This is a genomic window from Amycolatopsis sp. cg13, assembly GCF_041346965.1.
Taxonomy (GTDB): domain Bacteria; phylum Actinomycetota; class Actinomycetes; order Mycobacteriales; family Pseudonocardiaceae; genus Amycolatopsis.
This window is the reverse complement of sequence record NZ_CP166848.1, coordinates 5076948-5095204: the sequence shown is the minus strand read 5'-3', so window position 1 is coordinate 5095204 and position 18257 is coordinate 5076948. Positions and strand designations below refer to the sequence as shown.

The 18257-nt window shown below is 69.1% G+C and carries 18 protein-coding genes and 3 tRNA genes; 14 read left to right on the top strand and 7 right to left on the bottom strand.

The genetic code is table 11. The features are described 5' to 3' along the window. Positions 1-56: 56 nt before the first annotated feature. The 4 genes from lon to AB5I40_RS23450 all read right to left on the bottom strand — a co-directional run bounded on the left by lon (position 57) and on the right by AB5I40_RS23450 (position 5193). Positions 57-2459, bottom strand: coding sequence for an endopeptidase La (gene lon / locus AB5I40_RS23465; protein ID WP_370932237.1), 2403 nt, complete (start codon positions 2457-2459; stop codon positions 57-59). An 87-nt stretch (positions 2460-2546) separates the two neighbouring features. Continuing rightward, positions 2547-3371: an SAM-dependent methyltransferase gene (locus tag AB5I40_RS23460; protein ID WP_370932236.1), complete on the bottom strand. Its 825-nt coding sequence runs from the start codon at positions 3369-3371 to the stop codon at positions 2547-2549. Next, complete coding sequence (locus AB5I40_RS23455) at positions 3368-4216, bottom strand: SAM-dependent methyltransferase (RefSeq protein WP_370932235.1); 849 nt, start codon at positions 4214-4216, stop codon at positions 3368-3370. The genes AB5I40_RS23460 and AB5I40_RS23455 overlap by 4 nt, the downstream gene beginning before the upstream one ends. Before the next feature lie 35 nt (positions 4217-4251). Beyond that, positions 4252-5193, bottom strand: a complete 942-nt coding sequence (locus AB5I40_RS23450; protein ID WP_370932234.1) for a GNAT family N-acetyltransferase — start codon at positions 5191-5193, stop codon at positions 4252-4254. A gap of 249 nt (positions 5194-5442) precedes the next feature. Here AB5I40_RS23450 and AB5I40_RS23445 point away from each other — a divergent pair, with 249 nt between their 5' ends. The 6 genes from AB5I40_RS23445 to AB5I40_RS23420 all read left to right on the top strand — a co-directional run bounded on the left by AB5I40_RS23445 (position 5443) and on the right by AB5I40_RS23420 (position 9637). Continuing rightward, a complete protein-coding gene (locus tag AB5I40_RS23445) occupies positions 5443-8064 on the top strand; it encodes a putative bifunctional diguanylate cyclase/phosphodiesterase (protein ID WP_370932233.1) in 2622 nt (873 codons plus the stop codon). 79 nt (positions 8065-8143) lie between these two features. After that, positions 8144-8216, top strand: a tRNA-Thr gene (locus AB5I40_RS23440). A 163-nt stretch (positions 8217-8379) separates the two neighbouring features. Next, positions 8380-8452: transfer RNA gene (locus AB5I40_RS23435), tRNA-Met, on the top strand. A 49-nt stretch (positions 8453-8501) separates the two neighbouring features. Continuing rightward, positions 8502-8666: a 50S ribosomal protein L33 gene (gene rpmG / locus AB5I40_RS23430; protein WP_005152047.1), complete on the top strand. Its 165-nt coding sequence runs from the start codon at positions 8502-8504 to the stop codon at positions 8664-8666. Between the two features lie 126 nt (positions 8667-8792). Next, positions 8793-9242, top strand: coding sequence for a MaoC family dehydratase N-terminal domain-containing protein (locus AB5I40_RS23425; protein WP_370932232.1), 450 nt, complete (start codon positions 8793-8795; stop codon positions 9240-9242). Then, the gene (locus AB5I40_RS23420; RefSeq protein ID WP_354740556.1) at positions 9239-9637 is read left to right on the top strand and encodes a MaoC family dehydratase; all 399 of its coding nucleotides are present in this window, start codon (positions 9239-9241) and stop codon (positions 9635-9637) included. Before AB5I40_RS23425 ends, AB5I40_RS23420 begins: the two co-directional genes overlap by 4 nt. Positions 9638-9746: 109 nt before the next feature. Here AB5I40_RS23420 and AB5I40_RS23415 read toward each other — a convergent pair whose 3' ends face one another. Further along, positions 9747-10625 (bottom strand): SGNH/GDSL hydrolase family protein, encoded by an 879-nt coding sequence (locus tag AB5I40_RS23415; protein WP_370932231.1) that lies wholly within the window; start codon positions 10623-10625, stop codon positions 9747-9749. A gap of 80 nt (positions 10626-10705) precedes the next feature. Continuing rightward, complete coding sequence (locus tag AB5I40_RS23410) at positions 10706-11608, bottom strand: TIGR03619 family F420-dependent LLM class oxidoreductase (protein WP_370932230.1); 903 nt, start codon at positions 11606-11608, stop codon at positions 10706-10708. A gap of 555 nt (positions 11609-12163) precedes the next feature. Here AB5I40_RS23410 and AB5I40_RS23405 point away from each other — a divergent pair. The 6 genes from AB5I40_RS23405 to AB5I40_RS23380 all read left to right on the top strand — a co-directional run bounded on the left by AB5I40_RS23405 (position 12164) and on the right by AB5I40_RS23380 (position 15785). Further along, positions 12164-12236, top strand: a tRNA-Trp gene (locus tag AB5I40_RS23405). 32 nt (positions 12237-12268) lie between these two features. Beyond that, positions 12269-12703: a preprotein translocase subunit SecE gene (gene secE, locus AB5I40_RS23400; RefSeq protein ID WP_370932229.1), complete on the top strand. Its 435-nt coding sequence runs from the start codon at positions 12269-12271 to the stop codon at positions 12701-12703. 74 nt (positions 12704-12777) lie between these two features. Next, entirely contained in the window at positions 12778-13596 is an 819-nt protein-coding gene (nusG, locus tag AB5I40_RS23395) for a transcription termination/antitermination protein NusG (protein ID WP_370932228.1), read from the top strand. Positions 13597-13678: 82 nt separating this feature from the next. Further along, complete coding sequence (gene rplK, locus AB5I40_RS23390; protein ID WP_009072206.1) at positions 13679-14113, top strand: 50S ribosomal protein L11; 435 nt, start codon at positions 13679-13681, stop codon at positions 14111-14113. Between the two features lie 73 nt (positions 14114-14186). Next, on the top strand, positions 14187-14906 hold the full coding sequence (gene rplA, locus AB5I40_RS23385; protein WP_370932227.1) for a 50S ribosomal protein L1: 720 nt from the start codon (positions 14187-14189) through the stop codon (positions 14904-14906). Between the two features lie 69 nt (positions 14907-14975). Then, positions 14976-15785: an alpha/beta fold hydrolase gene (locus AB5I40_RS23380; RefSeq protein ID WP_370932226.1), complete on the top strand. Its 810-nt coding sequence runs from the start codon at positions 14976-14978 to the stop codon at positions 15783-15785. 3 nt (positions 15786-15788) lie between these two features. Here the strand turns inward: AB5I40_RS23380 and AB5I40_RS23375 are convergent, their stop codons facing one another. Next, on the bottom strand, positions 15789-16757 hold the full coding sequence (locus AB5I40_RS23375) for a hypothetical protein (protein WP_370932225.1): 969 nt from the start codon (positions 16755-16757) through the stop codon (positions 15789-15791). A 318-nt stretch (positions 16758-17075) separates the two neighbouring features. Here AB5I40_RS23375 and rplJ point away from each other — a divergent pair, with 318 nt between their 5' ends. Both rplJ and rplL read left to right on the top strand, forming a co-directional pair. Continuing rightward, entirely contained in the window at positions 17076-17630 is a 555-nt protein-coding gene (gene rplJ / locus AB5I40_RS23370; protein WP_116200926.1) for a 50S ribosomal protein L10, read from the top strand. Between the two features lie 49 nt (positions 17631-17679). After that, positions 17680-18066 (top strand): 50S ribosomal protein L7/L12, encoded by a 387-nt coding sequence (gene rplL / locus AB5I40_RS23365; RefSeq protein ID WP_344270019.1) that lies wholly within the window; start codon positions 17680-17682, stop codon positions 18064-18066. Positions 18067-18257 lie beyond the last annotated feature (191 nt).

The following is an 18257-nucleotide window of genomic DNA, read 5'->3' as shown; positions in this document are numbered from 1 at the left end:
CAAAGACCCCGCCCCTCCCGAACCCGGGAAGGACGAGGCCTTGCCTCACCAAGAGATCAAGCCGCCTGCCGAACCTCCGAAGAAGCCGGAGTCAGCGCCAACTCCAACACCTCCCGCACGTTAGCCACCGCGTGCACCTCCAGCTGTGACAACACCTCAGCAGGCACATCGTCCAGATCAGGCTCGTTCCGCTGCGGGATGATCACCGTCTTCATCCCCGCCCGGTGCGCGGCCAGCAGCTTCTGCTTCACCCCGCCGATCGGCAGCACCCGTCCAGTCAGCGAAACCTCACCGGTCATCGCCACATCAGCCCGGACGACCCGGCCCGACAGCAGCGAAGCCAGCGCGGTCGTCATCGTGACACCCGCGGAAGGACCGTCCTTCGGCACAGCACCGGCCGGCACGTGCACGTGGATTCCCCGCTCTCGCAGGTCTCCCACCGGCAACTCCAGCTCCGCGCCGTGCGACCGCAGGTACGACAGCGCGATCTGCACCGACTCCTTCATCACGTCACCCAGCTGCCCGGTCAGCTGCAGGCCCGAAGCCCCGCTCTCCGGATCGGCCAGCGACGCCTCGATGTACAGCACGTCGCCGCCAGCACCCGTGACAGCCAAACCCGTTGCCACGCCTGGCAAAGACGTCCGCTGGGTCGCCGTCGGCAACGAGGATTCCGGTACGTGCCGCGGGCGGCCGAGGTAGGTCTCCAGGTCCGCGGCGGACACCGAAAGCGGCAGCGAGACCGAACCCAAGGCCACCTTCGTAGCGATCTTCCGCAGCACCTTCGCGATCGTCCGGTTCGCGTCGCGCACCCCGGCCTCGCGGGTGTACTCGGCGGCGATCCGGCTGAACGCGTCGTCGGTCAGCACCACGTCGCCGGACGCGAGGCCGGCCCGCTCGAGTTCGCGGGGGAGCAGGTGATCCCGCGCGATAGTGACCTTCTCGTGCTCGGTGTAGCCGTCCAGCGTCACCAGTTCCATCCGGTCCAGCAGCGGGCCGGGGATGGTTTCCAGCGCGTTGGCCGTCGCCAGGAAGACCACATCGGACAGATCCAGCTCGACCTCGAGGTAGTGGTCGCGGAACGTGTGGTTCTGTTCCGGGTCCAGCACTTCGAGCAACGCCGCCGTCGGGTCGCCGCGGTAGTCGGCCCCAACCTTGTCGATCTCGTCGAGCAGCACGACCGGATTCATCGAGCCGGCTTCCTTGATGGCCCGCACGATCCGTCCGGGCAGCGCGCCGACGTACGTGCGCCGGTGGCCGCGGATTTCCGCCTCGTCCCGGATGCCGCCCAGCGCGACGCGCACGAACTTGCGTCCCATCGCCTTCGCCACCGATTCGCCCAGCGACGTCTTGCCGACCCCGGGAGGACCGGCGAGCGCCAGCACAGCACCGGAACGCCGTCCGCCGACCGGGCCGAGGCCCGATTCCGCGCGGCGCTTGCGCACGGCCAAGTACTCGATGATCCGTTCCTTGACGTCGTCCAGACCAGCGTGGTCCGCGTCGAGCACGGCGCGCGCGGCGGCGATGTCGTAGACGTCCTCGGTCCGCTCATTCCACGGCAGCTCCAGCACCGTGTCGAGCCAGGTCCGGATCCAGCCGCCTTCGGGCGACTGCTCGGACGTCCGCTCCAGCTTGTCGACCTCGGCCAGCGCGGCCTTGCGCACCTCGTCCGGCAGGTCGGCGGATTCCACGCGGGCGCGGTAGTCGTCGTCGGCCGCGGTGCCGTCGAGTTCGCCCAGCTCCTTGCGGATCGCCTCGAGCTGGCGGCGCAGCAGGAATTCCTTCTGCTGCTTCTCCATCCCGTCGGCGACGTCCTTGCGGATGGTCTCGGTGACCTCCAGTTCGGCCAGGTACTCCCGGCTCCACTCGAGCGCCTTCTCCAGCCGGACGCTGACGTCGAGCGCGCTCAGCAGCTCCAGCTTCTGATCAGTGGACAGGTAGGGCGCGTTGCCGGCCAGGTCGGCGATCGCGGACGGCTCCTCGACCTGCTGGACGGCGTCGATCATCTGCCAGCCGCCGCGTTGCTGCAGCACGGAGATGACCACGGCCTTGTACTCCGCGGCGAGCTGCGCGGTGCGGTCGTCGGAAGTTTCGTCGGCGGCGTCGGCGTGCACCCAGCGGGCCGCGCCGGGGCCGTCGGCGATGCGGCCGACGGAGGCGCGTGCGGTGCCGCGGAGCAACACGGCGGTCTTGCCGCCGGGAACGCGGCCGATCCGTTCGACGGTCGCGACGGTGCCCAGCTCGGCGTACTCGCCGTGCACGCGCGGGACGATCAGGACTTCGGCCTTGCTCGCCGCGCCCGAGCGGATCCCGGGGAACGACGCGGTCGCGGGGGTCTTGGCCTGTGCGGACTCCACTGCGGCCCGGGTCTCTGCGTCGCCGAGGTCGAGCGGGACCACCATGCCCGGCAGCACGACGTCGTCATCGAGCGGGAGGACGGGCAGGAGGCGGGGGTCGGACATGTGCACTCCTCGAATAAGTTGAGTCTGCCTTGCTCAACTCTCCGAAGGGCGGGTTTGTTTCCCAGGGAGTGTTCGCTGGGAGAGAAGTCAGGGCTTCACCGCGACCGCGCCCCAGGCGAACGGCCGGACCTCCGCGGCGAACTCCGACACCGGCTCGTCCGGCCGCCAGTCCGGCAGCGCGCTCATCCCCGGCTCCAGCAGCGGCCAGCCGCCGAAGAACGGCCGGATCTCGTCGGCCGAGCGCAGGTACGCCGGGTTCGACGTGTCCTTGTACGCGTCCACGAACGCGCGGACCTCGGCGGCCCGCTCCGGCGGCGCGTCGTCCCGGCAGGTGCCATGCGTGACGGCCAGCCACGAGCCGGGCGCGAGCTGCTCGCGGTAGGCGGCGACCAGTTCGTCCGGCCGGTCGCCGGGGCCGAGGAAGTGCAGCACGGTGATCATCAGCAAGCACGCCGGCTGCGACCAGTCGATCAGCTCCTGGGTGATCTCGTCAGCGAAGATCGCCTCCGGATCGCGGATGTCGCGCTCGACGATCCCGGCCCAGTCGGTCGCCTCCTCGCCTTCGAGGATCACTCGCGAATGCGCCGCCGCGACCGGCTCGTAGTCGACGTACACGACCCTCGCCGGCAGCTTCTCGCGGACGATCTCGTGCACATTGCCCGCCGTCGGCACGCCGGACCCGAGGTCGACGAACTGCCGGATCCCCGCGTCCAGCGCCGCCCGCACGACCCGGTTCATGAACGCCCGGTTCTCCCGCGACATCGGCCGGATCAGCGGCCACACCTTCTCCACGCGGCGGCCGAATTCCCGGTCCACCGCCCAGTTCTGGGTGCCGCCGAGGTACCAGTCGTAGATCCGGGCGGCGGACGGCTTGTCGACGTCCACGCCACGGGGCGCGTCCGGCGCGGTCACGGCTTCTGCGCCACGGCGCACCAGGCGAACGGGCGAGCCTCCGCCTCGACGGCGTTCAGCTCGCGCTCCGGCCGCCAGTCCGGCAGATGCGTGATCCCCGGCTCCAGCAGCGGCCAGCCGCCGAAGAACGGCTCGATCTCGTCCCGGTCGCGCAGCCACATCGGATTGCTCGTCTTGCGGTACTGCTCGACGAACCAGCGCAGCCCCTCCAGCGCCGGACCGCTGCCGTCGCCCTCGCTCATCTGCGAGATCGCCAGCCAGCTGCCGGACACGAGCTTGTCGCGGTAGGCGCGCACGACGGCGTCCGGATCGTCGTCCGGGCCGACGAAGTGCAGCACCGCCATCAGCATCACGCACACCGGCTTGTCGAAGTCGATCAGCTCGCGGGTGCGCGGGTCGCTCAGCACGGCCCTGGGATCGCGCATGTCCGCCTGGACGATGCCGGCCCAGTCGGTGGCCGCCTCGTCCTCGAGGATCAGCGTCGCGTGCGCCACGGCCACCGGCTCGTAGTCGACGTACACCACGGTGGCCTCGTCGTCGTCGCCGAGTTCGGCCTCAACGACCTCGTGCACGTTGCCCGCGGTCGGCACGCCGGAGCCGAGGTCGAGGAACTGCCGGATGCCCGCGTCCAGCGCGGCGCGCACCACGCGGTTCATGAACTCGCGGTTCTGCTTCGCGCCGGGCCGGGCGAGCGACCACATCTTCTCGACCTTGCGGCCGAATTCCCGGTCCACCGCCCAGTTCTGCTTGCCGCCCAGGTACCAGTCGTAGACCCGCGCGGCCGAGGGTTTCTCGACATCGACGCCTTCCGGCGCTTTCGGTGCAGCGTCGGGCTTTTCGGTCACTGGGACTCCCCTCGAACGGGCCGTACCCCGCCAGACTAGCGAGAACGCACCGCAGGCCGACGCTGCCAGCCGGTCCACAGCGGCCGGTAACCCTGCGCGTACCAGAACGGCGTCGACCTCGGATTCGCTACGGCGTGGTGCAGCAGCACGACATCCGCGCCCGCCTCGTCGAAGACCTGGTGCGCGTGGGTGGCCAGCGCGGTGCCGACACCGGACGACCGAGCCGCCTCGGACACCGCCAGCGAGGACAGATAGCCCACCCGGGAAGCCGCGACCCGGTGCCGGATCCAGCCGGTCTCGTCGGGCATCTGCAGCACGACCATGCCGAGCGGCTGGCCGTACAGCTCCGCGATCCACACCTGCGGCTCAGGCCGTTCGAGGTGGTGCAGCAGTTCCTTGGTGATCAGCTCCTCGACGCCGGGACGGAGCGTGATCCGGCCGAACTGCGCGTCGTACCGCTGCAATTCCAGCTGAAGCGCGACCGCGGTGGAGAGGTCGTCCGGCGTCGCGTGCCGGATGCAGACGCCGGGCGTCGTGTCGGGCCCGGCGGCCATCCGCTGTGCCGGGCGGACCGCGAGCACGCCCACCGGGGCGAAGCCGTGCCGGAGGAGTTCGGTGGCCCCGGCGGTGTCGCGGCTGGGCCGGGAGAGCACCGCGGCGCACTCCGTATCCCCCACTCGGGCGAGGGACCCCAGATGTTCATCCCATCGAGTGAGCAAAGCGTCGAGGCCGGCGGCCGGATCGGGACCGGCGAGCTGGACCTCCAGCCGGTGCTCGACGAGCGCCCGCCACATCGAGCGCGGGCTGTCCGGGCCGAGTCCGGTACAGGTCGTCAGACCGGCCGCGGTGGTGTCGCCGACCTCGGCGGAAAGCAGGGCGGAATCCCCTCCGACCTCGAAGGGGAGCGGCGCGGGAAGCAGCGCGTCCACCGTGGCGATGCGCGCCGCATGGCCGGTGGCTGTCACGTCGTTGTGCATGCCGCCATTGTCCGCCGACCGGGCCGGAAAAGACCCCCAGAACACTCCCCGGCTCGGGGGTTCCGGGACGAACCGGGAGTTTCACTCCTTGGTCCACGCAGGTCAGAGAAGAACGCCCATTGTTAACCCTGGGGTGATCTCCTACTGTCTCGAAAGGGACGCCGGTACGCCCTACGGGGTAAGGTGGCGCCCTCGCCCACACCTGACGTCACGGACGAGCGCGACCGGGCAGCCGGGAAGGAAGGTCGGATGCCGGACAGCAACGCCCATCCCGGTACCGCGCCGGAGGCGATGGGCTCGGGAGGTGCTGGCTCCGCACCGGCCGAAGGCCGCACGGACGAAAGCCGCTTCCGCGTTTACACCTTCTTCGTGCTGGGCCTCGGCCTGCTCGCGGCCTTCGCCGTCGGCGCCTGGCTGCCGTTCCACGGCTCGGCCAAGCTCTGGTGGATCGGCCCGGTGCTCGCGGTCGCGTTCCTGCTCGCCGAACAGCTCGGCATCAACGTCGACGTCCGCAGCGGCATTTCGTGGACCATCTCATTCACCGAGATCCCGCTGGTAATCGGTTTCTTCGTCGCCCCGTTCGAAGTGGTGCTCGCCGCGCATCTCGTGGCGGGCATCGGCACGCTGCTGGCCCGCAAGGTCGCCGGCCGGGTCCTCTACAACGCGGGCGCGTTCCTGCTCGAAATCACCGGCGCGTTCGCCGTCGCCGGGCTCGTGCACCTGGCCATGGGCGGCGGACCGACCATGCCGTGGGTCGCCGCGCTCGCCGGCACGCTCACCGCGCCGCTGGTCAGCACGCTGCTCGCGCTGGCCGCCGTGCGCGTGCTGCGCCGCCGGATGCGCGTGAGCACCGCGATCCGGCTGACCGGCCGCATCCTCGTGGTCGGTTTCGTCAACGCTTCGGTCGGCCTCACCGGCTACCTCGTCATCGCGAGCACTCCGCAGGCCTGGCCGCTGGTGCTGGCGGTGTTCCTCGGCCTGACCGCGCTGTACTGGGCGTATTCCGATCTGCTTCGCGAACAGCGGGACATGGAGGCGCTGTCCGACGTGAGTCTGATGGTCGCGCGCTCAGGTCAGCAGGCCGCGGCACGTCCGGCGAGCCGCGCCGAGGAACTGGTGGGCGGAGTCGACGTGCGCGAATGGGCCACGATCGCCGAGCGGATCAAGGACCAGCTGGCCGCCGGACGCGTCGTGCTCCGGCTGCGCCTCGAGGCCGACGATCCGATGCGCGTCGTGGTCGCGGGCAACGAACTTCCGGCCTCGGACCCGGCCAACGACGATCCGCTGCTGCGCCTGCCCGGCGCGCACGTCCGGCACTTCCGCATCACCGAGGCCAACCCGGACGTCCGCGCGGCGCTGCTGGAACGCAGTGCGCAGGAAGCGCTCGTGGTGCCGTTGCGCAGTGCGAACAAGCTGCTCGGCGTCGTCGAAGCGCACGACCGGCTCTCGCGCTGGCGCGGCTTCGGCAAGTACGACGTCCAGCTGCTCGGCACGATGGCCAGCCACCTCGCGACGTCGCTCGACAACCGCCGGCTGCTCGCCACGCTCCGCCACGACGCCTACCATGACCCGCTCACCGGGCACCTGAATCGGCCGGGATTCCAGCAGGTCTCTAGGGATCCGCTGCGCGAATCGGCGGAGGTCGTGGTGCTGCGGATCGACCTCGACGTCTTCTCCACGGTCAGCGACGCGCTCGGCTACTCGTGGGCGGACCGGATGGTCGTCGCCGCGGGCACGCGCATCCGCGGCGCACTCGGCCCGGACGTCCCGCTCGCCCGGCTCGAAGGCGCGTCCTTCGCCGCGCTGCTCGTGGACTGCACGGTCGACGACGCCCACCGCGCCGCCGAACGGCTGCGGGTCCAGCTGTCCGAGCCGTATCCGGTGGACCGGCTTTCCGTCGAAGCCAACGCGATGATCGGCTACGCCAGCTCCGTCGACGACAACGGCGAGGTCGACGTCGACGGCCTGCTGCAGCGCGCCGACGTCGCCGTCCGCGCCACCCGCGGCGGCGAGGAAGTGCGCGGCTACGTGCCGAGCATGGGACAGATCTTCCTGCGCCGCTTCCAGATGGTCACGCAGTTCCGGCAGTCGCTGGAAGACGGTCACGTCTCCGTGCACTACCAGCCGAAGGTGACGCTGCCGAACCGACAGGTGCAAGGCGTCGAGGCGCTCGTGCGCTGGGTGCACCCGGAGTTCGGCAGGCTCGGCCCGGACGAGTTCGTGCCCGCGATCGAAGCGGCCGGCCTGATCGGCGTGCTGACGTCGTTCGTGCTGGAGGAATCGCTGAAGCGCGTGCGCAAGTGGCTCGACGAGGGCCTGCGCATCTCCGCGGCGGTGAACCTGTCGGTGCGGAATCTGTCCGACGACGACTTCCCGGCGAAGGTCCAGCGCGAACTGGAACGCTTCGACGTGCCGCCGGAACTGCTGACGTTCGAGCTGACCGAGTCCGGCGTGATGTCCGACCCGCAGAAGGCACTGCCGATCCTGCGCGAGCTGCATTCGCTGGGCATCGTGCTGGCGGTGGACGACTTCGGCACCGGCTACTCGTCGCTCGCGTATCTGCGCCAGCTGCCGGTGGACCAGGTGAAGATCGACAAGAGCTTCGTGCTCGGCATGGGCACCGATCTCGGCGACCTCGCGGTGGTGCGGTCGATTGTCGAGCTCGGCCACTCGCTGGGCCTGACGGTGGTGGCGGAAGGCGTCGAAGAGGACGTGGCGCGCGATCAGCTCGAGGCGATGGGATGTGACGTCGCACAGGGTTATCTGATCTCGCGGCCGCTGCCAGAAGACCGCCTCGAGGCGTGGCTGCAGGCCCGCACGGCGCGCTCGCCGGGGCGGCACTCGGAGACCGTGCTGACCCTGCTGACCTGAGGTTTTGCGGTTAACCGACCCCGGTTGCACAGCCGGGTGAACCCCCTTGCTAATCTTTCCAAGTCCTCGCGAGAGGCAGGCCCCTTTAGCTCAGTCGGCAGAGCGTCTCCATGGTAAGGAGAAGGTCTACGGTTCGATTCCGTAAAGGGGCTCGCGAGTAGGCGAGCTATGTCTGCGGAAAACGCAGACGTGGCTCGCTTCGCGGCGTCCATCTGGGGGTCGAACCCCCAGGCCCCCGCCAGGGGGCAAGCCCCCTGGACCCCCAGGCCGGGTCACCTTGACCTGGTGGGTTGAGGCGGGGTGGGTGTCACGTAGGGCGGTGTAGCTCAGTTGGCAGAGCAAGCGGCTCATAATCGCTGTGTCGCCGGTTCAAGTCCGGCCACCGCTACGCGGTAACGACGGGGCTGGCCCCCGGATCTGAGAGAGAAGGAAACGCTGTGGCTGCCACCGACGTGCGACCCAAGATCACGCTGGCGTGCGAGGAGTGCAAGCACCGCAACTACATCACCAAGAAGAACCGGCGCAACAACCCGGATCGCCTGGAGATGAAGAAGTTCTGCCCGAACTGCGGTACGCACCGGACTCACAAAGAGACCCGCTGACGCAGGCGGTCTTTTACCAGCTTCGAAAAGCCGCCCCGGCCACGCGCCGGGGCGGCTTTTCGCTGTCTACTGGCCAGTTCTGGCACCCGCGCGGGTCGGCGACGCGGCTCGGTTAGCCTTCTTCGCGTGCCTTTGGACCAGTCGTTCACCGGGCGGGAGTACCCGTCGGACAGCAAGTACTTCGTGAGCCGGGAGAAGATCCGCGAGTTCGCCGACGCGATCGGGGACCCGAACCCGGTGTACCGGGACCCGGAGGCGGCCCGCGCGGCCGGCCACCCGGACGTGCTCGCGCCGCCCACCTTCCTCACCATCCTGAACCTGCCGAAGATCAACGGCATCGTGACCGACCCCGCGCTCGGCCTCGACTACTCCCGGATGGTCCACGGCGACCAGGGCTTCCGCTACGAGCGCCCGGTGCACGCGGGCGACGAGCTGGAAATCTCGGCCACGATCGAAACGATCATGGCGCGGGCGGGCAACGACTTCATCAACCTCCGCGCGGAAATCACCGACGCGGACGGCAAACTCGTGTGCACGACGCGGGCCCAGCTCGTGGTTCGGGGGGCGGAAGCGTGAACATCGGCGACGAACTGCCTCCGCTGGAGGTCCGCATCACGCGCGACCAGCTGGTCCGCTACGCCGGAGCCTCGCTCGACTTCAACCCGATCCACTGGAACGAGCACTTCGCGACCAAGGTCGGTCTCCCGGACGTGATCGCGCACGGCATGCTCACGATGGCCCTGTCCGGCCGCATCGTCACCGACTGGCTCGGCGACCCGGCCCGCCTCGTGGACTTCAGCACGCGCTTCACCCGCCCGGTCGTGGTGCCGGACAACGACGAGGGCGCGCTGGTCGAGGTGACCGGCAAGGTCGGTGCCATGACGGACGACGGGCTGGCCCGGATCGACTTGACGGTGAAGTTCGAGGGCAAGACCGTGCTGGGCAAACCGCAGGCTCTCGTCCGCCCCTGACACCCATCCCAGCTCGGCCTGACCACCCCAATGTGGCGTTGGGTGCATCTGCCGCACCGAACGCCACATTGGGTGCGTGGGACGCACCCAATGCCACATTGGGGCGACCTCAGTGCACTCCGAGCACCGACTCCACCACGCCAGCCATCCCCGCCTCGCCCCGCGCGTTCGGATGCAGTGCCGCGGCCGAGGACGTCGGGACCACTCCCTCGACCCACTTCACATCCGAATTCGCGCAGACGTCATGCCCCTTGCTGGGCTCAGCCGTGTCCGCGAACCCGGCGTCGTGGGACTTGGCCTGGTCGGACAAGGCGTCGTTGAGCTTCCCGAGCGCGTCCCGCAGATACGCCACATCGCCGGAGCCCAACGGCAGAACCGGCCAGCAGCCGTCGCCATCGGGAAGGACCGTCGGGTAGCCGACGACGACCACTCGCGCCTTCGGAGCCTTCTTGTGGATCTGATCGAGCGCGCTGCCGACCTTCTTCGCGGCTTCGCCGATGCGGTCGGCCAGCTGGTCCTTGCCGCCCGCGGTGAGCCGGTCCTTGCACGGCGAGGCGTTCTCGTGGGCGGTCACACAGGACTGCGCCAGTGCGATGAATCCCACATCGTTGCCGCCGATGCCGAGGGTGACCAGCGTCGTGTCCGAGGTGACCGAGTCGAACTGCGGCGGGTTCGAGCCGTTGCGCGTCGACTGGGTGTCGGTCAGGTCGTCCGTGGTCGCGCCGCTGCAGCTGACGTCTACGAACTTCGCCGGCTTCAGCTTCGCGGACACCAGGTGCGGATAGTTGTTGTCCGAGCGCGCGCAGCCGGCCGGCGAGCCCGACTGCTTCCCGGTGCGCGGCGCCGACGTGTACGAGTCGCCGAGTGCGACGTACCGGCCGCTGCCGCCGCCGGTGTCCGCGCCGGACGGCGGTGCGGACGACGAATCGTGCTTCGACTTGTAGTAGCCGACGGCCAGCAGCGCCCCCACGACAACGAGGACGAGCAACCCGCATCCACCGCTCTTGTTAGCCCCCACTCGACCGTTCTACCGGTCCCGCCCCTCGCCGACGACCCGCTTACGGGTGATCACGCAAAGACAGCACCGTGCAGCTCGCCGGCCAGCGCCAGCGCATGCGGGACGGTTTCGGCCACATAGTGCAGATCGACCAGCGCCTCGGTGATGCCCTCGGCTTCCGCGGCCTTGAGCTGACCTGCGACGTCGTCGATGGTCGCGACCTTCGAACCCGGCGTCGGGTTGATCCGCAGCACCCGGCGCAGCGACTCCGGATCCCGTCCGGCCTTCTCCGCGGATTCGACGACCACCGCCCACTTCTGGCGCAGCATCGGGACCGGGAGCCCGGCGGGCAGCCAGCCGTCGGCGATCCGGCCGACGCGCCGCAGCGCCGCGTCCGACGCCCCGCCCAGCAGCACCGGCGGGCCGGGCCGCTGCATCGGACGGAGGCCGATCAGCGAGTCCGGGATGTCCCAGCGTTCGCTCTGGTGCCCGGCCGGATCCGCGGTCCACAGCGTCCGCAGCACCTCGACCAGTTCGGCCAGCCGCGCGCCGCGGTGCTCCCACGGCACCCCGGCGGCGGTGTACTCGTCGCGGAGCCAGCTGAGCCCGAGTCCGACGTCGAGCCGGCCGCCGGACAGCAGATCCAGCGACGTCAGGGAGCGCGCCAGCAGCACCGGCGAGTAGAGCGGGCCGTTGAGAGTGCTCGACCCCAGCCGTGCGGACTCCGTCGAGTTCGCGGCGATCGTGAGCGCCAGCAGCGGATCGACGAAGCGGACGAACTCCGGCGGGTACGGCCGTTCGGGTGTTCCGGACGGGTAATAGGTCTTGGGGGAGACCGGAGTCAAAACCCGGTCGCCGACCCACAGCGAAGCGAAGCCGATGCGCTCCGCTTCGGTGGCGAAGCCGGCGATGGCGGAGGGGTCGGCGAGCTTGCCGTACTGCGGCAAAGCGAGCCCAAGCCGGAAGGTGGTCACCGGGTCTCCTGTGTTTGATTGCCACGGCTCCGCCGTGGCGGCGAGATCGCCTCAAGCCGATTTCTTCCCTCCCGATTCGCTCGGCCTGGGGGCCGAACGAATCGCTCAGTCCAGAAATCGGCGCGATCTCGCGGTCCTGGTTTGCTTGGGGGACAACGAAGATCATCTTTGGCTAGGCTGGTCTTGGCTGTCTGGCGGGGAAATGCGTGGTGAACACGGCGATTTCGTTTGCCTCGCCAGGAATCCGGGGCGGTCGCGAAACGGGGTGGCCCGGTGAGCGGGCGGGCCCCGTCGGCGGCTTCGCGATTAATCGGATTACGGTGCACGGGCCTATATTCGCACGTTCGGGTGATCTTCGCCGTGGGGTTCGGGAAGCTGTCCGAAGGACCCGGAACGGCCGCCTCGGGGGCGCCGCGCGGGTGTCGAGGGGGCTGGGTTGCAAGGCAACATCCGCCTTGCCGTAGACTTCGGAACTCGGAACGCACTACGGTCATCCCCGCCGGATGGTGGGGACGATGGAATGCGTCCTCCGGAGCCAGGGTGACCGGGCTCCACAGGGGTGTAGCTCAATTGGCAGAGCAGCGGTCTCCAAAACCGCAGGTTGCAGGTTCAAGTCCTGTCACCCCTGCGTACGGGAACTGGTGGAGCGGAGGAGTGGTCGTGAGCGACAGCGACGCCAGCGGCGAGCACGAGCAGGACGATTCGGGCAAGCAGCCCGGAGTCGAATCCCGCCCGGTGTCCGCCGCGGCTCGGCGCGAACGCCGCGCTTCCGCTCGGCCGGCAGGCAAGTCCGAGGCACGGCCGGGCTCGACCCGTCCGTCCGGCAAGGCGGGCGACAAGGTCGCGAAGCCCGCCGACGCCAAGGGCGCGCCGACCCCCAAGCGGGACCGGAAGGCGAAGAAGGCCTCGGTGTTCGCCCGGTTCACGCGGTTCATCCGCGAGGTCTGGGCCGAACTGCGCAAGGTCATCTGGCCCAACCGCAAGCAGATGGTCACCTACACCGCGGTCGTGCTGGTGTTCGTGGTGTTCATGGTGGCCCTCGTGAGCGGTCTCGACCTCGGCTTCAAGGAGCTGGTCGGGCTGGTCTTCGGCTGACGCCCGACGGGCGCGCCACCGCGCTGGCCGGGCCCCGGTCCGGCCCGGCAAGCGATCAACTGAGAGGACGGAACGTGACCTCCGACAACGGCACCGAAGCCGGTCGCGACCTGACCGAGCTTTCCGACGAGCAGGTGCAGACGGCGCCCGGCGACGAGGAGTCCGCCGAGTCCGTCGAGGTGCCCGTCGCCGAGGACGAGGTCGCCGCCGCCGACGAGTCCGACGTCGCCGAGGAATCGGACGACGACGTGACCGAGCCCGCCCCCGAGGCGGACGACCCGGTCGCCGCGCTGCGCGCCGAGCTCAAGGCCGCGCCGGGCGAGTGGTACGTCGTGCACTCGTACGCCGGTTACGAGAACAAGGTCAAGACCAACCTCGAGACGCGTACCCAGACCCTGGACGTCGAGGACTACATCTTCCAGATCGAGGTTCCGACCGAAGAGGTCACCGAGATCAAGAACGGCCAGCGCAAGCAGGTGCAGCGCAAGGTGCTGCCCGGCTACATCCTGGTCCGGATGGACCTCAACGACCAGTCGTGGAGCGCGGTGCGCAACACCCCGGGCGTCACCGGGTTCGTCGGGGCCACCTCGCGGCCGTCGCCGCTGACCGTGGACGAGGTGCTGAAGTTCCTCGCCCCGCAGGTCGAGAAGGAAGCCCCGGCCAAGGCGGCCAAGGGCGGGGAATCCGCCGCGGCCGCGTCGTCCGGCGCGCCCGCCGTCGAGGTCGACTTCGAGGTCGGCGAGTCGGTCACCGTCATGGACGGCCCGTTCGCCACGCTGCCCGCCACGATCTCCGAGGTCAACGTCGACGGGCAGAAGCTGAAGGTCCTGGTGTCGATCTTCGGCCGGGAGACCCCGGTCGAGCTCTCGTTCAGCCAGGTCTCCAAGATCTGACGGCCGGGCCATCCCGGTCGGCAGTCCCCGCGTACTGGCAGGTGTGCGGGGGACTCACGTCAGTTAAGAAGGACACAAGGTAATGCCACCCAAGAAGAAGAAGCTTGCGGCGATCATCAAGCTGCAGATCAAGGCGGGTGCGGCCAACCCCGCGCCGCCGGTCGGCCCGGCGCTGGGTCAGCACGGCGTCAACATCATGGAGTTCTGCAAGGCCTACAACGCCGCGACCGAGTCGCAGCGCGGGGACGTCGTCCCGGTCGAGATCTCCGTCTACGAAGACCGGTCGTTCGACTTCAAGCTGAAGACGCCGCCGGCCGCCAAGCTGCTGCTCAAGGCCGCGGGCGTGGAGAAGGGCTCCGGCGAACCGCACAAGACCAAGGTCGCCAAGGTCACCTGGGACCAGGTCCGCGAGATCGCGAAGACCAAGGAGACCGACCTCAACGCGCACGACATCGACCAGGCCGCGAAGATCATCGCCGGCACTGCCCGCTCCATGGGCATCACGGTCGAAGGCTGACTTTCAAAGCAACCCGTGGGAGAGCCAGTGCTGGCTCGCCACCACACTGATCCATTGATTTGAGGACAGAAGCATGACCAAGCACAGCAAGGCCTACCGCCAGGCCAGCGAGCTGATCGACAAGGCGCGCCTGTACGCGCCGCTCGAGGCCGTGAAGCTGGCGAAGGAGACCTCCAAGACGAAGATGGACGCGACCGTCGAGGTCGCGATGCGTCTCGGGGTCGACCCGCGCAAGGCCGACCAGATGGTCCGCGGCACCGTGAACCTGCCGCACGGCACCGGTAAGACCGCCCGCGTCATCGTTTTCGCCGTCGGCGACAAGGCCGCTGAGGCCGAAGCCGCCGGCGCGGACGCGGTGGGCACCGACGAACTGATCGAGCGCATCCAGGGTGGCTGGCTCGACTTCGACGCCGCGATCGCGACGCCGGACCAGATGGCCAAGGTGGGCCGCATCGCCCGCATCCTCGGCCCGCGCGGCCTCATGCCGAACCCGAAGACCGGCACGGTGACCCCCGCGGTCGAGAAGGCCGTGAAGGACATCAAGGGCGGCAAGATCAACTTCCGCGTCGACAAGCAGGCCAACCTGCACCTGGTGATCGGCAAGGCGTCGTTCGACACCGAGAAGCTGGTGGAGAACTACGCGGCCGCGCTGGACGAGATCCTGCGCGCCAAGCCGTCGTCGGCCAAGGGCCGCTACGTCAAGAAGATCACCTTCACCACCACCATGGGCCCGGGCATCCCGGTCGACCCGGCGCGGACCCGCAACCTCCTCACCGAGGACGCGGCGGTCTGAGTCGCACATCACGCGAAAGGGTGGTCACGCTTCGTGCGTGACCACCCTTTTTTCGTGTCTCATGGACATATGCCAACGACGTTCATCGCCCCCGACGGGCTCCAGCTGAGCTACACCGTCTGGGAGGGCGACGGACGGCACCGGCGGCCCGTCGTGCTGCACCACGGTTTCGCCGCCGACACCCAGGTGAACTGGGTCAACCCCGGAGTCGTGGACGCGCTGGTCAAGGCGGGCTTCACGGTGATCGCGCTGGACGCGCGCGGGCACGGCGAGTCGGAGAAGCCGCACGACCCGGCGGCCTACGGCGAGGACATCATGGCCGCGGACCTGACCGCGCTGTTCGACGAACTCGGTTTGGAAGAGGTCTGCCTGGCGGGCTATTCGATGGGCGCGATCGTCTCGCTGCTGGTGGCTACGCGTGACCGGCGAGTCCGCTGCCTCGCGGTCGGCGGGGTCGGGGCGGGAATCGTGGACTTCGGCGGCGTGGACGCCCGGGTGGTCAACCGGAGCCAGATCGCGGCGGGACTGCTGGCCGAAGACCGGTCAGAGGTGCCCTCGGCGGCGCGCCCGTTCCGCCGCCTGGCCCGCCGGGCGGGCGCGGACGTCGAAGCGCTGGCCGCGGTCATGCACGCGACCCCGCACGGACCGATGCAGCTGACGAACCTCTCGGCGGCGACGCTGATCCTGGCCGGGGAGTCGGACGAACTGGCGACGCAGCCGGAGCGCCTCGCAGCGGGGATCGCGGGCGCGCGGCTGGTGCGGGTCCCGGGGAACCACATGGAAGCGGTGGCGCACCCGGCTTTCGCGGCGTCGTTGGTGGACTTCTTCGCGTACTCGGACACGGGGGAGACCCGGTTGCCGATCAGCTCGCCTGCCTGACGGTCAGCCCGGGGTAGAGGTCGCCGTGGGTGCGGGGCACTTCTCGGGGCCGGACGTATGGCCGGTGATCAGCCACTGGCCTTTGTCCACTTTGGTCACCTGGAACACGCCGAGCGCCGGACCGCCGCTGACGGTGAACGTGCAGGAATCGATCGTCACCACCGGCGGGGGCGTCGGGCCGGAGACATAGGACGGGAGCGATTCGGCGTAGTCGTTCACGTTCTTCACTTGCGCGTGGAGCTTTTCGACCGCGACCTTGCAATCCGGCTGACCAGTGGTGTCCTTGGCGAACTTGTCCTGAACATCCTCGCGGAAGCGCCCGCAAGCGTCGTCGACCCGGCCCTGGGCGATGTTGTGGTAAACGAACCGCACTGCCTCGTTCGGATTGGTCGAGAAGATGTGGTTCGTGTGGTAGGTCCCGCCGCCCTCGGCGGCGATCTGGGCTGAGGTTTTGCCGTCGTCGCTGGGGAAGATCTGGTGGTAACCCCAGTTGACCAAGATTCCCAGGATGACCAAGGCGATCACCCAGCCCAGGATTTTCCCGCCGAGGCGCTTCACCCACCGCGGCACCGGGCGGCGCTGGCGCGGCGGCTCTTCGTACGCGGTCAGCGCGCCCGGCTGATTCGGCGGGCCAGGCGGCTGCCCACCGGCGAGCGGCTGTGGCTGACGGTTGCCGACCGGGACCAAACCCGCATCGGGTGCCGGGGCCGGTTCGGTTCCCTGCTGGGACTGGGTGAACCGCAGGTACTCCTGGAACCGCTGGAATTCCTGGAACTGGCGCAGCTGCTCGGGATCCAGCTGCTGCGGCTCGGCAGATCCGCTGGGCTGCGGAAGATTCGGAGCGGACGGCTGCGCGGGCGTTCGCGGCGCGACCTCGGCCCCACCAGGTTGCGGAAGCGGCTGTGCCGAGGACTCACCCGGACCGGGAGGGGGAGTTTCTTCCGGCTTTCCGTGATCACGCTGTTCCGCCACGTCACCAATGATGCCCGCTCCGCCGCGATTTCCCGAGACTGCCCCGGTTCTCGCAGCTCAGGAAGGGGGCGCCCGCGAACGCCGAACAACCCTCCCGTATGCTGGTCAACGGTTCTACCAAAGACCGCTGGTTTTCTCCGGATTCCCGGGGAACGAAGGTTCCGCAGTACGGCGGACGGCCTGCGCAGGAGGAACGAGGCTTTCACCCCGGTCGCGAGACCGGGCAACGCCCCGCGTCTGCTGCGCGTGGGCGTTTTTGTCGTTCAGGGGCGCCTCCATCCAAGCCAGTGGTGACACTAGCCAAGAGAGGAGGCGACCATGGCGAAGCCCGACAAGGTGGCGGCCGTCGCCGAGATCGCGGAGAGCTTCCGCAGCAGCTCGGCCACCGTCGTTACCCAGTACACCGGCCTCTCCGTGACTCAGCTGTCCCAGCTGCGCCGCGCTCTCGGCACCAGTGCCAAGTACCGGGTCGCGAAGAACACCCTCGTCAAGCGTGCCGCCGAGGACGCTGGTCTCGAGGGCGTCGAGGACCTGTTCGTCGGCCCGACCGCGATCGCCTTCGTGCAGGGCGAGGCAGTCGACGCCGCGAAGGCACTTCGCGACTTCGCGAAGGACAACAACGCGCTTGTCATCAAGGGCGGCTACATGGACGGCCGCGCGCTGTCCGTGGACGAGATCTCCAAGATCGCTGATCTCGACAGCCGTGAGGTGCTGCTCTCCAAGGCGGCGGGCGCGTTCAAGGCGAAGCTTTCCCAGGCCGCCGCGCTGTTCCAGGCGCCGGCGTCCCAGGTTGCCCGCCTGGCTGCCGCGCTGGAGGAGAAGCAGCGCAACGCCACCGGTACCGAAGCAGCCGAAGCACCCGCCGAGAGCTGAACCACCCCACCCCGAACGTTTTAGTTCGTTTTTCTGAGAGGAAGCCATCATGGCGAAGCTGAGCACCGCCGAGCTGATCGACGCCTTCAAGGAGCTGACCCTCCTCGAGCTGTCGGACTTCGTGAAGGAGTTCGAAGAGGTCTTCGACGTCACCGCCGCCGCCCCGGCCGCCGTTGTCGCGGCCGCCCCGGGCGCCGCTCCGGCCGAGGCCGCCGCGGAGCAGGACGAGTTCGACGTCATCCTCGACTCGGCCGGCGACAAGAAGATCCAGGTCATCAAGGTCGTCCGCGAGGTCGTCTCCGGTCTGGGCCTGAAGGAGGCCAAGGAGCTGGTCGAGGCCGCTCCCAAGGCGCTCCTGGAGAAGGTCGACAAGGAGGCCGCCGAGGCCGCCAAGGAGAAGCTCGAGGCCGCTGGCGCCAAGATCTCCATCAAGTGATCCCGGGCGCGCAAGCGCCTGCGTCACCTCGAAAGGGGCGGACACCCGACACGGGTGCCCGCCCTTTTTGCTGCCCGGGACAAAAAAGACACACAGTCGCCGGGTCGGGCCAGGAGCACCCTCGTTCAGGCGAACAAATCGTTCACCGGACGGGTCCGGGTCACCCCCTGTTTGCCGCGTTTCCGCCGGTT

Excerpts from the sequence above, each read along its gene's own strand:
- lon (WP_370932237.1), bottom strand. The coding sequence starts at position 2,459 with ATGTCCGACCCCCGCCTCCTGCCCGTCCTCCCGCTCGATGACGACGTC.
- AB5I40_RS23450 (WP_370932234.1), bottom strand. The coding sequence starts at position 5,193 with ATGCACAACGACGTGACAGCCACCGGCCATGCGGCGCGCATCGCCACG.
- AB5I40_RS23445 (WP_370932233.1), top strand. The coding sequence starts at position 5,443 with ATGCCGGACAGCAACGCCCATCCCGGTACCGCGCCGGAGGCGATGGGC.
- rplK (WP_009072206.1), top strand. The coding sequence starts at position 13,679 with ATGCCACCCAAGAAGAAGAAGCTTGCGGCGATCATCAAGCTGCAGATC.
- rplA (WP_370932227.1), top strand. The coding sequence starts at position 14,187 with ATGACCAAGCACAGCAAGGCCTACCGCCAGGCCAGCGAGCTGATCGAC.
- AB5I40_RS23380 (WP_370932226.1), top strand. The coding sequence starts at position 14,976 with ATGCCAACGACGTTCATCGCCCCCGACGGGCTCCAGCTGAGCTACACC.
- rplJ (WP_116200926.1), top strand. The coding sequence starts at position 17,076 with ATGGCGAAGCCCGACAAGGTGGCGGCCGTCGCCGAGATCGCGGAGAGC.
- rplL (WP_344270019.1), top strand. The coding sequence starts at position 17,680 with ATGGCGAAGCTGAGCACCGCCGAGCTGATCGACGCCTTCAAGGAGCTG.